The sequence below is a fragment of the Pseudomonas sp. URMO17WK12:I11 genome (assembly GCF_007677725.1).
Classification (GTDB): Bacteria; Pseudomonadota; Gammaproteobacteria; order Pseudomonadales; family Pseudomonadaceae; genus Aquipseudomonas.
The window spans coordinates 562,945-577,079 of the sequence record NZ_VEDF01000001.1 but is presented as its reverse complement, the minus strand read 5'-3'; the positions used below and the strand labels follow the sequence as shown (position 1 = coordinate 577,079).

General features: G+C 64.4%; 11 protein-coding genes. 5 read left to right on the top strand and 6 right to left on the bottom strand.

The features are described from left to right. Positions 1–3 precede the first annotated feature (3 nt). The 3 genes from treS (at position 4) to FS665_RS02850 (ending at position 3,507) form a co-directional block, all read left to right on the top strand. Positions 4–2,070 carry a maltose alpha-D-glucosyltransferase gene (treS, locus tag FS665_RS02860; RefSeq protein ID WP_145183061.1) on the top strand — a complete coding sequence of 689 codons (2,067 nt, stop codon included), beginning with the start codon at positions 4–6 and terminating at the stop codon, positions 2,068–2,070. A gap of 99 nt (positions 2,071–2,169) precedes the next feature. Beyond that, positions 2,170–2,796 (top strand): riboflavin synthase subunit alpha, encoded by a 627-nt coding sequence (locus FS665_RS02855; RefSeq protein WP_145183058.1) that lies wholly within the window; start codon positions 2,170–2,172, stop codon positions 2,794–2,796. 9 nt (positions 2,797–2,805) lie between these two features. Then, on the top strand, positions 2,806–3,507 hold the full coding sequence (locus tag FS665_RS02850; protein WP_145183055.1) for a YoaK family protein: 702 nt from the start codon (positions 2,806–2,808) through the stop codon (positions 3,505–3,507). 3 nt (positions 3,508–3,510) lie between these two features. On the opposite strand, the gene proP is transcribed toward FS665_RS02850, so the two are convergent. From proP to FS665_RS02820, 6 genes are all read right to left on the bottom strand, one after another. Further along, positions 3,511–5,013 carry a glycine betaine/L-proline transporter ProP gene (gene proP / locus FS665_RS02845; protein WP_145183052.1) on the bottom strand — a complete coding sequence of 501 codons (1,503 nt, stop codon included), beginning with the start codon at positions 5,011–5,013 and terminating at the stop codon, positions 3,511–3,513. A gap of 183 nt (positions 5,014–5,196) precedes the next feature. After that, positions 5,197–6,171, bottom strand: a complete 975-nt coding sequence (gene hemB / locus FS665_RS02840; RefSeq protein WP_145183049.1) for a porphobilinogen synthase — start codon at positions 6,169–6,171, stop codon at positions 5,197–5,199. A gap of 161 nt (positions 6,172–6,332) precedes the next feature. After that, positions 6,333–7,226, bottom strand: a complete 894-nt coding sequence (locus FS665_RS02835) for a PA4780 family RIO1-like protein kinase (RefSeq protein WP_145183046.1) — start codon at positions 7,224–7,226, stop codon at positions 6,333–6,335. Between the two features lie 121 nt (positions 7,227–7,347). Further along, on the bottom strand, positions 7,348–8,955 hold the full coding sequence (locus tag FS665_RS02830; protein WP_256674904.1) for an aldehyde dehydrogenase (NADP(+)): 1,608 nt from the start codon (positions 8,953–8,955) through the stop codon (positions 7,348–7,350). Continuing rightward, positions 8,952–9,941, bottom strand: a complete 990-nt coding sequence (gene araD1, locus FS665_RS02825; RefSeq protein WP_145183040.1) for an AraD1 family protein — start codon at positions 9,939–9,941, stop codon at positions 8,952–8,954. Before araD1 ends, FS665_RS02830 begins: the two co-directional genes overlap by 4 nt. After that, entirely contained in the window at positions 9,932–11,254 is a 1,323-nt protein-coding gene (locus tag FS665_RS02820; RefSeq protein ID WP_145183037.1) for an MFS transporter, read from the bottom strand. Before FS665_RS02820 ends, araD1 begins: the two co-directional genes overlap by 10 nt. Before the next feature lie 185 nt (positions 11,255–11,439). Here FS665_RS02820 and FS665_RS02815 point away from each other — a divergent pair, with 185 nt between their 5' ends. Further along, the gene (locus FS665_RS02815; RefSeq protein ID WP_145183034.1) at positions 11,440–13,173 is read left to right on the top strand and encodes an IlvD/Edd family dehydratase; all 1,734 of its coding nucleotides are present in this window, start codon (positions 11,440–11,442) and stop codon (positions 13,171–13,173) included. 106 nt (positions 13,174–13,279) lie between these two features. Further along, on the top strand, positions 13,280–14,002 hold the full coding sequence (locus FS665_RS02810; protein WP_145183031.1) for a FadR/GntR family transcriptional regulator: 723 nt from the start codon (positions 13,280–13,282) through the stop codon (positions 14,000–14,002). Positions 14,003–14,135 lie beyond the last annotated feature (133 nt).

Genomic DNA, 14,135 nt, shown 5'->3' with positions numbered 1-14,135 from the left:
GAAATGACCCAGCCCGACCCGTCTTATGTGAAATGGCTTGAAGAGCGTTCCATGCTCAAGGCCTCGCAGGAGCGAGCCACTCAATATTCCGGCCAGTCCCGTCTGTGGCAGAACCCCTACGCCGAAGCGCAACCGCGCCGCGCCACGGAAATCGCCTCGGTGTGGCTCACCGTATACCCCGATGCGATCATTGCCCCCGAAGGCTGCTCGGTGCTCGCGGCGCTGGGCCACCAGGCGCTGTGGAAGCGCCTGTCCGAGATTGGCGTGCAGGGGGTTCACACCGGGCCGATCAAGCAATCCGGCGGCGTGCGTGGGCGTGAATTCACCCCTAGCATCGACGGCAACTTCGACCGCATCAGCTTCGACATCGACCCACTCTACGGCAGCGAACAGGAGCTGGTGCAGATGAGCCGCATGGCGGCTGCGCACAACGCCGTCACCATCGACGACCTGATCCCCTCGCATACCGGCAAAGGCGCCGACTTCCGCCTGGCCGAGCTGGGCCACGGGGCGTATCCCGGGCTCTATCACATGATCGAGATCCGCGAAGAAGACTGGTCGCTGCTACCGGATGTGCCCGCAGGCCGGGACGCAGTCAACCTGGCGCCCGCGCAGTGCGACGAACTCAAGGCGCGCCACTACATCGTTGGCCAGTTGCAGCGGGTGATCTTCTTCGAGCCTGGTGTCAAGGAAACCGACTGGAGCGCCACGCCGCCGATCACGGGGGTCGACGGCAAGACTCGACGCTGGGTGTACCTGCACTATTTCAAGGAGGGGCAACCGTCGCTGAACTGGCTGGACCCAAGTTTCGCCGCCCAGCAAATGATCATCGGCGACGTCCTGCATGCGCTGGACTGCCTGGGCGCCCGCGGCCTGCGCCTGGACGCCAACGGTTTTCTCGGCGTGGAAACCCGCGCCAGCGGCAGCGCCTGGTCGGAAAGCCACCCGCTGTCGATCGTCGGCAACCAGATCATTGGCGGCATGATCCGCAAGGCTGGCGGCTTCAGCTTCCAGGAGCTGAACCTGACCCTGGACGACATCGCGCAGATGTCCAAAGGCGGTGCCGACCTGTCCTACGACTTCATCACCCGCCCGGCGTATCAGCATGCCCTGCTGACCGGCGATACCGAATTCCTGCGCCTGATGCTCAAGGAGATGCATGCCTTCGGCATCGACCCGGCGTCGCTGATCCACGCCCTGCAGAACCACGACGAGCTGACCGTGGAGCTGGTGCACTTCTGGACGCTGCACGCCCACGACATGTACTTGTACAAAGGCCAGACCTTGCCGGGCAACATCTTGCGCGAGCACATTCGCGAAGAGATCTACGAGCGGCTTTCCGGTGAGCATGCGCCGTATAACCTGCGCTTCGTCACCAACGGCATCTCTTGCACCACCGCCAGCTTGATCACGGCGGCGCTGGGAATGCGCGACATCGAGCAGCTGTCTGCCAGCGACATCGAACTGATTCAGAAACTGCACTTGCTGCTGGTGATGTACAACGCCATGCAGCCGGGTGTGGTGGCGTTGTCTGGCTGGGACATGGTCGGTGCCCTGCCCCTGCCTGCCGAAGCGGTGGCCGAGCGCATGGGCGACGGCGATACCCGCTGGATCCACCGCGGCGGCTACGACCTGGCCGGTCTCGACCCGCAGGCCGAGGCATCGGTTCGCGGCATGCCCCGAGCCCGCGCTCTGTATGGCAGCCTCGACAGCCAGCTGGAGAATCCCGACTCGTTCGCCAGCAAGGTCAAGAAGCTGCTTGCGGTGCGCCAGGCCTACGGCATCGCCACCAGCCGCCAGGTGCTGGTACCAGATGTCAGCAGCCCTGGGCTGCTGGTGATGGTGCACGAGCTCCCGGCCGGGCGCGGAATCCAGATCAGCGCCTTGAACTTCAGCCAGGAGGTCATTGCCGAGGAGCTGCTGCTGACTGGCTTTACCCCAGGCCCGGTGGTGGACATGATCAACGAGACGGTCGAAGGCGACCTGACCGAGGATGGGCGCCTGATGGTCAATCTGGACCCCTACGAGGCCTTGTGCCTGCGTATCGTCAACAGCAGCGGCCACGTCTGAGGCGCGATGCCGGCGCCCGAGCCGGCACCCTCGCCTTGCTTTTGCCGCGCCACAGGCTTAGCGTGCGGGAAATTGTTTTCCCGTGCGCAGGAGCTCTTCATGTACACCGGCATCGTTCAAGCCGTGCGTCCTCTGCTTGAGGTGACCCGCCACCCGGGCCACCACCAATTCACCCTCGACCTGACCCCAGCGCTGCTCGAAGACCTCAAGATTGGCGCCAGCGTCAGCGTCGAAGGCACCTGCCTCTCGGTCACCGAGATCCACGGCAGTCAGGTGCGCTTCGACGCCATGAACGCCACTCTGGAGCGCACCAACCTGCGCTTTTTCAAGCCAGGGCAAGGGGTCAACATCGAACGCTCGGCCAAGATGAACGCCGAAGTCGGCGGTCATCTGATGGCCGGTCACATTGCCACCACCGCCGAGATCGTCGCCTTGGTGATCGAACCGACTGGGGCCTTCATTCGCTTTCGCATGCCGGAACCCTGGGACAAGTACGTATTCCCCCGGGGGTTCATCGGTGTCAATGGCTGCAGCTTGACCGTGGCCGATGTCGAGGACAGCGTGGTGACCATCAACCTGATCCCGGAAACCCTGCGCCAGACCACCTTCCCCCGCTACCAGGTGGGCGAGCTGCTGAACATCGAGGTGGATCACCAGACCATGGTCCTGGTCGATGTGGTGGAACGCACCATCAAGAGCACCCTGGCCCGCGAACTGCCTCGCTGAGGTCTGCGCATGCTGCCCTCCGCTCGCCCTGCCCGCTCCGCCAAACGCCTGCAGCTCGAGCGCCGGCGCGGCCGCGTTGGGCTTGGCCTGGTGGCTGGCCTGTCGGTGCTGGCAGGCATGACCGACGCCATCGGCCTGTTGGCGCTAGGCGATTTCGTCTCGTTCATGAGTGGCAATACCACGCGCCTGGCGGTGGCCATCAGCGAGGCTGACGCGAGCATGGTGCTGCGCCTGAGTGCTGCCGTGCTCGGCTTCGTTGCCGGCAACGCGCTGGGCGTGCTGTTGGCACGGGCCAGCCAGCGCCGCGCGTGGCCACTGCTGTTGGTGGTAACGGGGCTACTGGGCCTGGCTGCCAGCTGGCCTGGCACGACCACGCTGGCGCCGCTGCTGAGCGCGATCCTGGCCATGGGCATGCTCAATGCGGTGGTGGAACAGGTCAACGGCTTGCCCATCGGGCTTACCTACGTGACCGGCGCGCTGTCCAGATTCGGCCGCGGCCTCGGGCGTTGGCTGCTCGGCGAACGTCGCGCTGGTTGGCGGGTGCAACTGGTGCCTTGGGCGGGGATGCTGCTCGGCGCTGCCCTGGGCGCCTGGTTACAACAGCGGATGGGCCTGCAGGCCATGGCCGGGAGTGCTGCTCTGGCCTGCCTGCTGGCCCTGCTCTCGGGCCTGATTCCGCGCGTGTGGCAGCGCGGCTACATGCCTCGCTGAGCCTCAGTCGATGCGCGGGTGTTGCTGCACCAGCAGCTTGCGCTTGGCCTCAAGCTCCGCAATCTGCTCGTCGATGTCTTCGATCTTCTGCTCGATATTGTCGTGGTGCTCTTGCAGCAGCTCGCGCGCCTCGTTGATGTCCGAGGCGGCTGGGGCCGCGCCGCGCAGAGGCTTGTTGGCGGTTTCCTTCATGGTCAGGGCAGTGATGAGGCCAACCACGGCGATGACCATCAGGTAGTAAGCGGGCATGTAGAGGTTGCCACTGGTTTCCACCAACCAGGCCGCAAGCGTGGGGGTGAGGCCGGCGATCAGCACCGAGATGTTGAACGCGCTGGCCAGCGCACTGTAGCGGATGTGCGTGGGGAACATCGCCGGCAGGGTCGAGGCCATCACGCCAATGAAGAAGTTCAGCAGCACCGCGATCATCAGCAGACCGGCGAAGATCAATCCCAGTACGCCGCTGTTGATCAGCATGAAGGCCGGAATTGCCAGGGCGAACAAGCCGATGCTGCCGACCATGATGAAGGGCCGACGGCCGAACTTGTCGCTCAGCAGGCCGATCACCGGCTGCACGAACAACATGCCGACCATGATCGCGATGATGATCAACACGCCGTGGTCTTCGCTGTAGTGCAGGTTGTGCGACAGGTAGCTGGGCATGTAGGTGAGCAGCATGTAATAGGTGACGTTGGTCGCGATGACCACGCCAATGCAGGTGATCAGACTGCGCCAGTGCTTGGTCGCCACTTCCTTGAACGACACTTTCGGGCCGGACGCCAGACCCTCGCGGTCCCCCTGCTCAAGCTTCTCGACGTGTTGCTGGAACGCCGGCGTTTCTTCCAGCGCATGGCGCAGGTACAGGCCGATGATGCCCAGCGGCAGCGCCAGGAAGAATGGCAGGCGCCAGCCCCATTCGAGGAACTTCTCTTCACCCAGCACGGTGGAGATCAGCACCACTACCCCAGCGCCGAGCACGAAGCCTGCGATCGAGCCAAAGTCCAGCCAACTGCCGAGGAAGCCGCGTTTGCGATCCGGGGCGTATTCGGCAACGAAGATCGAAGCGCCGGTGTATTCACCACCGACCGAGAAGCCCTGGGCCATCTTCGCCAGTAACAGCAAGATCGGCGCCCAGATACCAATCGAGGCGTATGACGGTATCAAGCCGATGGCGAAGGTGCTCAGCGACATGATCACGATGGTGGCGGCGAGGATTTTCTGGCGACCGAATTTGTCGCCCAGTGCGCCGAAGAACAGACCGCCCAGCGGGCGGATCAGGAATGGCACCGAGAAGGTAGCCAGCGCAGCGATCATCTGGATGCTGGGGTCGGCGTTGGGGAAGAACACCTTGCCCAGGGCGTAGGCGACAAAACCGTATACACCGAAGTCGAACCATTCCATGGCGTTGCCCAGCGCAGCGGCGGTGATCGCCTTGCGCATCTTGGCATCATCGACAATGGTGATGTCTTTCAAACCGATCGGTTTGACGCTTTTTTTGCGGGATCTCATGCCTGTTTTTTCCTGTTACTGAAGGCTCTATGGCATCAGATACAACAGGACACTAAATAATTCAGCGCTTAGTGTTTTTTTGTGCGTGCGCCCCGTCAGGCCGAGCAAAAACGGTTCCGCACGCGCGGCACAAGGGTCGATGACAGCCCTGCGCTGCTGCTACAGCGCAGGGCCAGGCGGCGGTCAGATACCGTCGCGGGCCAGGTCCATGGCGAAGTAGGTCAGGATCAGATCGGCCCCGGCGCGCTTGATCGCGCCAATGCTCTCGCGCATGACCCGGCCCTCGTCGATCGCACCCGCCAGGCCGCCGAACTTGATCATGGCGTACTCGCCGCTGACCTGATACGCCGCCAGCGGCAAGCGCGACGCGGCGCGAATGTCGGCAATCACGTCCAGGTAGGCACCGGCCGGCTTGACCATGAGCACATCGGCTCCTTCTTGCTCATCGAGCAGCGACTCGCGTACCGCTTCACGGCGGTTCATCGGGTTCATCTGGTAGCTCTTGCGATCACCCTTGAGCGCGGTGCCGCCAGCTTCGCGGAACGGACCGTACAGCGACGAGGCGAACTTGGTGGAATAGGCCATGATCGCCGTGTCATGGAAACCGGCGCCGTCCAAGGCGCTACGGATGGCCTGGACCTGACCGTCCATCGCCGCCGAAGGAGCAATGAAATCGGCACCTGCGGCAGCGGCAATCACCGCCTGCTTGCCCAGATTGGCCAAGGTAGCGTCGTTGTCCACGCCGTGGTCATGCAGCACCCCGCAATGGCCATGGCTGGTGTACTCGCAGAAGCAGGTGTCGGACATCACCACCATTTCCGGTACGGTGTCCTTGCAGATGCGCGACATGCGCGCCACCAGGCCGTTCTCGTTCCAGGTGTCGCTGCCGGTGGCGTCGAGGTTGTGGGAAACGCCAAAGGTCATCACCGACTTGATGCCGGCGCGGGCGTAACGCTCGATCTCCTGGGCCAGACGTTTCTCCGGAATGCGGTTGACACCCGGCATGCTGGTGATCGGCACGAAGTCATCGATGCCTTCCTCGACGAAGATCGGCAGGATCAAGTCTTCGAGGCGAAACTCGGTTTCCTGGAAAATCGTGCGCAGGGACTCGTTCTGGCGCAGACGGCGTGGGCGAACGGAGGGGAAACGGTTGGACATGACAGCTCCAGGGAATTTGAACGGCGTATACCTTATGCCTGTAGCGGGCCAGTGAAAAGGCCAAATGACGAGATAGTGCCTTGCGTCAAAGGCAACAGCCGCCAGCTGCCTTTGTCGCAGACGCAAGAAGGCTTTTGCAAAACGCCACCGTCCTCACCGCCTCACTGCAACCACGGCGGCGTCGGTTCCTCGGCTTTGCCTGACCCATGCTCGGCCTCATCACGCGCGGCCCTGCGGCGTGCTTCGTCGCGCAGGGTGGCGTCGATCTCGCGCATCACACCGGCGACGTCGGCGGCCTGGGCGTCATCCTCGAACTGGCCGGTCAGTGGGCTGTCCGCACGCAACTCGCCGGCTTCGTACAGCGCCCACATTTCATCGGCAAAGCGAGTGGTCTTAAGTTCGGGTGCGAAGCGGCCGAAATAATGCGCCATGTTCGCCACGTCGCGCTGCAACATGCTGAACGCGTGGTTATTGCCCGCCGCGTCCACTGCTTGCGGCAGGTCGATGATCACCGGGCCGTCAGGGCCGAGCAGCACATTGAATTCGGACAGGTCACCATGCACCAGGCCTGCGCAGAGCATCAGCACGATCTGGCGGATGACGAAGGCGTGGTACTCGCGCGCTTGATCGGCATCCAGGTGCACGTCATTCAGGCGCGGGGCCGCATCGCCGTCGGCGTCGGTGACCAGCTCCATCAGCAGCACACCGTCCTGGAAGTCATAGGGCTTGGGTACGCGCACGCCGGCACTGGCCAGACGGAACAACGCCGCCACTTCGGCGTTCTGCCAGGCATCTTCGGCCTCTTTGCGGCCGTACTTGCTGCCTTTGGCCATGGCCCGGGCCTGGCGGCTGTTGCGCACCTTGCGCCCTTCCTGATACTCGGCTGCCTGGCGGAAGCTGCGTTTGTTGGCCTCTTTGTAGACCTTGGCGCAGCGCACCTGGGCACCGCAGCGCACCACGTAGACGGCCGCTTCCTTGCCGCTCATCAGGGGCCTTAGTACTTCGTCGACCAGGCCATCTTCGATCAGTGGTTCGATTCGTTTTGGTGTCTTCATCAGGCTGCGTTCGGGGTCCTGGCTGGGGTGGTGGACATCCTCTCACAGGTGCGCAGGAGTTGCTCGTTTGTCTGCAGCGGCCCTTGCGCAATCGCGCCTTGTCGCACAAGGGCCGCCAGCGTCAGGCCAGCGCCTGGCGAGTATGCTCGCCGTTGACCAGGCGCAACAGGCCCAGCGGATTGCCATCGCGCAAGGCCGGCGGCAGCAGCGCATCGGGGTAGTTCTGGTAGCACACAGGCCGCAGGAAGCGGTCGATGGCCAACGTGCCCACCGAGGTGCCACGCGCGTCCGAGGTAGCCGGGTACGGCCCACCGTGCACCATCGCCTCGCTGACTTCGACACCGGTCGGGTAGCCATTGACCAGCAACCGCCCCGCCTTGCGTTCAAGCACCGGCACCAGCGCCGCGAATTGCTCGAGGTCGGCGGGCTCGGCGATCAGCGTCGCCGTGAGCTGGCCGTGCAGCGCCTCGAGGGCCAGGCGCAGTTGCTGTTCATCCGCAACTTCGACCAGCACCGTGGTCGGCCCGAACACTTCTTCTTGCAGCAGTGCGTCGCCTTCGAGCAACAGGTGCACATCGGCCTGGAACACCTGCGCATGGGCCTGTTCGCCGCTCTGCTGCGCACCGGCCAGATGGCGGATGCCCGGATGCTGGTGCAAACGCGCCAGGCCCGTGGCGTAGCTGCGCAGGGTACCAGCGTTGAGCATGGTCTGGGCCGGCTGATCAGCCATGCGGGCGCACAAGGCGGTAACGAAGGCTGACCATGCCGGACTGGCGATACCGACCACCAATCCTGGGTTGGTGCAGAACTGCCCGCAACCGAGCACCACCGACGCCGCCAGCTCGCTGGCCACCTGCTCGCCCCTGCCCTGCAACGCAGCCGGCAGGACCACCACCGGATTGATGCTGCTCATCTCGGCGAACACCGGTATCGGCTGCGCACGCGCGGCAGCCAGGTCACACAAGGCGCGCCCGCCCTTGAGCGAGCCGGTGAAGCCTACCGCCTGAATGGCCGGATGCCGCACCAGCGCTTCACCGACGCCGGCACCAAAGATCATGTTGAACACACCTGCCGGCATGCCCGTGGAGACGACTGCACGCTCAATCGCCTCGCCCACATATTCGGCGGTCGCCATGTGGCCGCTGTGCGCCTTGACCACCACCGGGCAACCGGCGGCCAGAGCCGCGGCGGTATCGCCTCCGGCGGTGGAGAACGCCAGCGGGAAATTGCTCGCGCCAAACACCGCCACCGGACCGACGCCGGTGCGGTACTGGCGCAGGTCCGGGCGTGGCAGCGGCTGACGCTGGGGCAGCGCCGTGTCGATGCGTGCGCCCAGGTAGTCGCCGCGGCGCAGCACCTGGGCAAACAACCGCAGCTGGTTGCTGGTGCGGCTGCGCTCACCTTGAATACGCGCGGCGGGCAAGGCGGTCTCGCGGCATACCGTGTCGATGAAAGCACTGTCGAGCGCATCGACCTCGGCCGCGATGGCGTCGAGGAACTGGGCACGGCGCTCTGGCGCCAGGCTGTGATATTCAACGAACGCCTGCTCGGCAGCGCGGGCGGCAGCATCGACCTCTTCGGGCGTTGCCTGGGTGAACTGGATTGGCAGTGCCTCTGCGGTGTGCGCATCGAGGCTCTGCAGCCGCACGCTGCCGGTGGCACTGCGGCGGCCACCAATGAAATTGCTTCCCGACATGGCTGTCTCCTGTGGCGAGGTTTGAAGGTTCATAGGCTTTTCACCTGGCCGGGGCGCAGGGCCTGCTCGGCAGCGACGATGCCGTTGCGCAGGGGCTGACCGAAGGCATCTAGGCTGACTTCGAAAGTGTCCCCGGGCCGCGCCTGAATGCCGTCGGCGAACGACAGCGTTGCGGTGCCGAAATAATGCACGTGCACATCGCCAGGGCGCAGGAACTGGGGGTACTTGAAATGATGAAACTCAAGGTTCTCGAAGCTGTGACACATGTTCTGCTCGCCGGACAGAAACGGCTTGCTCCATAGCGCCTGGCCGTCGCGCAGGATGCGGCTACGGCCCTCCAGGTGCGCCGGCAGCGCGCCCAGGCGCAGCTCCGGACCGAAGCTGCAGGCACGCAATTTGGAATGGGCCAGGTAGAGGTAATTACGCCGTTCCATCACATGGTCGGAAAACTCGTTGCCCAGGGCATAGCCCAGTCGAAACGGCGTGCCACATGGGCCGATCACGTACAGGCCCACCAGCTCAGGCTCCTCACCGGCGTCTTCGGCAAACGCTGGCAGCGGCAGGTCGGCACCAGGGCGCACGACGATGCCGCCATCGCCTTTGTAAAACCACTCCGGCTGTGCGCCCTGCTCGCCCGCAGCGGGACGCCCGCCTTCAAGGCCCCACTGGAACATGCGCATGCTGTCGGTGACTGCTCCGTCGGCCTGTTGCTGGTGCATCTTGTCGCGGGTGGCGGCGCTGCCCAGGTGCGTCAAGCCAGTGCCGGTGACCAGGCAATGGGCCGGGTCGGCATGGTCCAGTGGCGGCAGTACCCGCCCCGCGGCCAGCAAGGCGAGGTAATCGTGCACCTCCCCGAGGCCCGCCACCTGCACCTGAGCCGCCAGGTCACGCCCGGCGGCGATGGCCTGCAGCGCCAGTTCGCGGGTCGTGTCGACACCGCAGATTTCCAGGGCGCGCTCGCCCTCCACCACGCCGACCCGGCGCTGACCGGCGGCGGTTTCGAATTGGATCAATCGCATGCTTGAGCTCGCTTGTCGGTTGCAATGTTATCGGATGCCAGGCGCTGACGGCGCTCCAGGCGGTTGTAGACGACCCCGGTCAGCACCAGCCCGAACAGCATCACGACAGCCAGGAAGTACAAACCCGAGGACAGCTGCCCGGTGTGCTCCTTGAGCGCGCCGATGCCGAACGGACCCAGGTAACCACCGAGGTTGCCGATCGAGTTGATCAGGGCGATGCCGGCTGCTGCGCTGGCGCCGGAAAAGAAGCGTCCAGGCAAGGTCCAGAAGATGGCGGTGCAGGAAAACAGCGCGAAGGCGACCAGGCACAGGGCTGCCAGTTGCAACGCCGGCACGCTCAGCCAGGCGCTGAGGAACAGGCCCAGCGCACCCAGGGCATAGAGCAGCGCCAGATGCCCATAGCGGTCGTTGAGGCGGTCGGAGCTGCGCGGGATGATCAGCAGCCCGATGATGCCGAACAGGTACGGTACTGCGGACACGAACCCGGTCATCAGGTCACTGCCGCCAAACTGGTGGATCAGTGTGGGCAACCACAGGCCCAGGCCGTAGATGCTCAGGGTCACCGGCAGGTAGAACAGTGCGAGCAACAGCACCCGACCATCCTTCAAGGCGTGCAGCGGGTTGCCGTGCCGGGTCTGGCCGAACTCGCGCAGGTCGTTGGCCAGCTGCGCTTGCAGCCAACTGCGTTGCGCGTCGGTCAGCCACCGCACCTTGTCCGGCCCGTCAGGCAGCAGGCGCAAGGTCGGCCAGGCCAGCAGCACGGCAGGGGTACCGATGCAGATGAACAACCACTGCCAGCCATGCAGCCCCAGGTTGCCATCAAGGCCCAGCAAAGCCCCGGACAGCGGCCCGGTGACCAGCATCGCCAACGGCTGCGAAAGAATGAAGAAGCCCAGGATCTTGCCGCGATGACGCACCGGGTACCACTGGGTGATGTAGTACAGCACGCCGGGGAAGAAGCCCGCTTCGGCGGCGCCGAGCAAGAAGCGCATGACATAGAAGCCGTTAGGGCCAGTGACGAACGCCATACCGATGGTGATCGCACCCCAGGTCAGCAGAATGCGGGCGAACCAGCGGCGCGCGCCGAAGCGGTCGAGCATCAGGTTGCTGGGCACCTCGAAAAAAAAGTAGCCGATGAAGAAAAGCCCGGCACCCATGCCATAGGCCGCATCGCCGAGACCGATATCGGCCCCCATGTGCAGCTTGGCAAAGCCCACGGCCGAGCGATCGACATAGGCCACCAGGTACAGCAGGACCAGGAAGGGGATGAGTTTAAGCGTGATCAGGCGGACGAGCCGCTGCTCCTGAATCATGGCGAAGTCTCCGATTGTTCTTGTAGTGGGGACAGCACATGGCTGGGGTCTCCACGGGGGAGCTCCAGCGCGGTGGCCAGATCATATAGTAATACTATTTAAAACGACAACCCTTCACACCGGCGCTTTTTGTAGTTACATTTGGCCCATAACGACAATTAGTAATACTAATAAAGGTGACTGCTATGTCTGATCCCAAACGCCCCCTGCGCTCGGCCCAATGGTTCGGTACCGCCGACAAGAACGGTTTCATGTACCGCAGCTGGATGAAGAACCAAGGCATTCCGGACCATGAGTTCCAGGGCAAGCCGATCATTGGCATCTGCAACACCTGGTCCGAGCTGACCCCGTGCAACGCGCACTTTCGCAAAATCGCCGAGCACGTGAAAAAAGGCGTGCTCGAAGCCGGCGGTTTTCCCGTGGAGTTCCCGGTGTTCTCCAGCGGCGAGTCCAACCTGCGCCCCACCGCCATGCTGACGCGCAACCTGGCCAGCATGGATGTCGAGGAAGCCATTCGCGGCAACCCGGTCGATGCCGTGGTATTGCTCACCGGCTGCGACAAGACCACGCCGGCGCTGCTGATGGGGGCGGCGAGCTGTGACGTGCCGGCGATCGTGGTCACCGGTGGGCCGATGCTCAACGGCAAGCACAAGGGCCGCGACATCGGTGCCGGGACCATCGTCTGGCAGATGCACGAGGCGTACAAAGCCGGGCAGATCGACCTGAACGAATTTCTCTCGGCCGAAGCTGGCATGTCGCGTTCGGCCGGTACCTGCAACACCATGGGCACCGCCTCCACCATGGCCTGCATGGCCGAGGCGCTGGGCACCTCGTTGCCACACAACGCGGCGATCCCGGCGGTGGATGCGCGCCGTTACGTATTGGCGCACCTGTCCGGCATGCGCATCGTCGAAATGGCCTTCGAAGACCTGCGCTTGTCGAAAATCCTCACCCGCGAAGCGTTCGAAAACGCCATCCGGGTCAACGCCGCCATCGGCGGCTCGACCAACGCGGTGATCCACCTCAAGGCGATTGCCGGGCGCATCGGCGTCGACCTGCAGCTCGAAGACTGGACCCGGGTCGGTCGCGGCACGCCGACCTTGGTCGACCTGCAGCCATCCGGGCGCTTCCTGATGGAAGAGTTCTATTACGCAGGCGGCCTGCCTGCGGTGATTCGTCGGCTGGGCGAGCACGCCCTGCTGCCCCACCCCGAGGCACTCACCGCCAACGGCAAGAGCCTATGGGACAACTGCCAAGCTGCACCGCTGTACAACGAAGAAGTGATCCGGCCGATCGACCAGCCGCTGGTGGAAGACGGCGGGATTTGCATCCTGCGCGGTAACCTGGCGCCCAAGGGCGCGGTGCTCAAACCCTCGGCCGCCACCCCGGCGCTGATGCGTCACCGTGGCCGTGCCGTGGTGTTCGAGAACTTCGAGGACTACAAAGCCCGCATCAACGACCCGGACCTGGACGTCGATGCCAACTCGGTGCTGGTGATGAAGTACTGCGGGCCGAAGGGCTACCCCGGCATGGCCGAGGTCGGCAACATGGGCTTGCCCGCCAAGCTGCTGGCCCAAGGCGTCACCGACATGGTTCGGCTGTCCGATGCGCGCATGAGCGGCACCGCCTATGGCACCGTGGTGCTGCATGTGGCGCCGGAGGCCGCCGCCGGTGGCCCGCTGGCGGCAGTGCGCGAAGGCGACTGGATCGAACTCGACTGCCAAACGGGGCGCCTGCACCTTGAGGTCAGCGATGAGGAACTGGCCGGCCGCCTGGCCGACCTGCAAGCGCCGCCGCAGTTGATCAGCGGCGGCTACGCCAAGCTGTACCTCGACCACGTCATGCAGGCCGATGAAGGGTGCGATTTCGACTTTCTGGTCGGCTGCCGCGGTTCGGCTGTGCCCAAGCACTCGCATTGAGCGCCTCAGCGCCCTGCTTCGCCCGCCCCGGCAGGCGAAGCGGTCGCCCCGCCAGGCAGTGATGCTATGATGCCGATCCCGCTCCGATGGACCGCCAACGCCGCACATGAATTACCGCCAGCCCACCAAGCGCAAAAGCATGCATGCCACGTTGGTCCAGGACCTGGGCCTGCAGATCGTCTCCGGGCAGCTGCAGCCCGGGCAAAAGCTGCCTGCCGAAGCCAGCTTGTGTGAAGCCTACGCGATCAGCCGGCCGGTGTTCCGCGAGGCCATGCGCGCCCTGACCGCCAAAGGCCTGATCGAGGCTCGCCCACGCGTCGGCACTTTGGTGCGTCCGCGCCATGACTGGCACATGCTCGACCCCGATGTGCTGCATTGGCTGATGCAGGCCACCCCGCAGCAGGAGTTCTTCCACACCCTCTCCAGCGTGCGCTGGGTCATCGAGCCAGCCGCCGCCGCGCTCGCGGCGACCAATGCCAGCCCTGCCGACGTCGAGTCGATCAGCGAGGCCTACCAGCGCATGGAAGCCGCTCGCAGCCATGAAGAGCGCCTGCAGCCAGACCTGGATTTCCATGCCCGCATCGCCGATGCCACGCACAACGACCTGCTCGCCTATCTGTGCAACATGTTGTCGCTGGCGCTGCGTGAATCGGTGCGCTACTCCAACCAGCGCCCCAATTTCGACGAGTTGGCCCTGCCCCGGCACAAGGCCATTCTGACCGCCATCCAGAACGGTGACGCCCTCGGCGCGCGGCATGCGGCGCTGGTGCAGCTGGAAGATGCGCGGGTGGCGTTGAGCAAGGTGCTGGGGCAGGATCCGATTGGGTAGCTGCTTTTACAGGGCTGAACGGCGCTGCGTCAGGGCGCGACGACTGCGCTCAGCGGTCCATGACTTGAAGAGTGCGAACCTGGGTGGGCAAGGCAGGAAAAAGGAACGCCAATAGTAGCCTGGCCGGCTGCCG

Excerpts from the sequence above, each read along its gene's own strand:
- FS665_RS02835 (WP_145183046.1), bottom strand. The coding sequence starts at position 7,226 with ATGAAGACACCAAAACGAATCGAACCACTGATCGAAGATGGCCTGGTC.
- FS665_RS02815 (WP_145183034.1), top strand. The coding sequence starts at position 11,440 with ATGTCTGATCCCAAACGCCCCCTGCGCTCGGCCCAATGGTTCGGTACC.
- treS (WP_145183061.1), top strand. The coding sequence starts at position 4 with ATGACCCAGCCCGACCCGTCTTATGTGAAATGGCTTGAAGAGCGTTCC.
- FS665_RS02810 (WP_145183031.1), top strand. The coding sequence starts at position 13,280 with ATGAATTACCGCCAGCCCACCAAGCGCAAAAGCATGCATGCCACGTTG.
- hemB (WP_145183049.1), bottom strand. The coding sequence starts at position 6,171 with ATGTCCAACCGTTTCCCCTCCGTTCGCCCACGCCGTCTGCGCCAGAAC.
- FS665_RS02855 (WP_145183058.1), top strand. The coding sequence starts at position 2,170 with ATGTACACCGGCATCGTTCAAGCCGTGCGTCCTCTGCTTGAGGTGACC.
- FS665_RS02850 (WP_145183055.1), top strand. The coding sequence starts at position 2,806 with ATGCTGCCCTCCGCTCGCCCTGCCCGCTCCGCCAAACGCCTGCAGCTC.
- FS665_RS02820 (WP_145183037.1), bottom strand. The coding sequence starts at position 11,254 with ATGATTCAGGAGCAGCGGCTCGTCCGCCTGATCACGCTTAAACTCATC.
- FS665_RS02830 (WP_256674904.1), bottom strand. The coding sequence starts at position 8,955 with ATGAACCTTCAAACCTCGCCACAGGAGACAGCCATGTCGGGAAGCAAT.
- araD1 (WP_145183040.1), bottom strand. The coding sequence starts at position 9,941 with ATGCGATTGATCCAATTCGAAACCGCCGCCGGTCAGCGCCGGGTCGGC.
- proP (WP_145183052.1), bottom strand. The coding sequence starts at position 5,013 with ATGAGATCCCGCAAAAAAAGCGTCAAACCGATCGGTTTGAAAGACATC.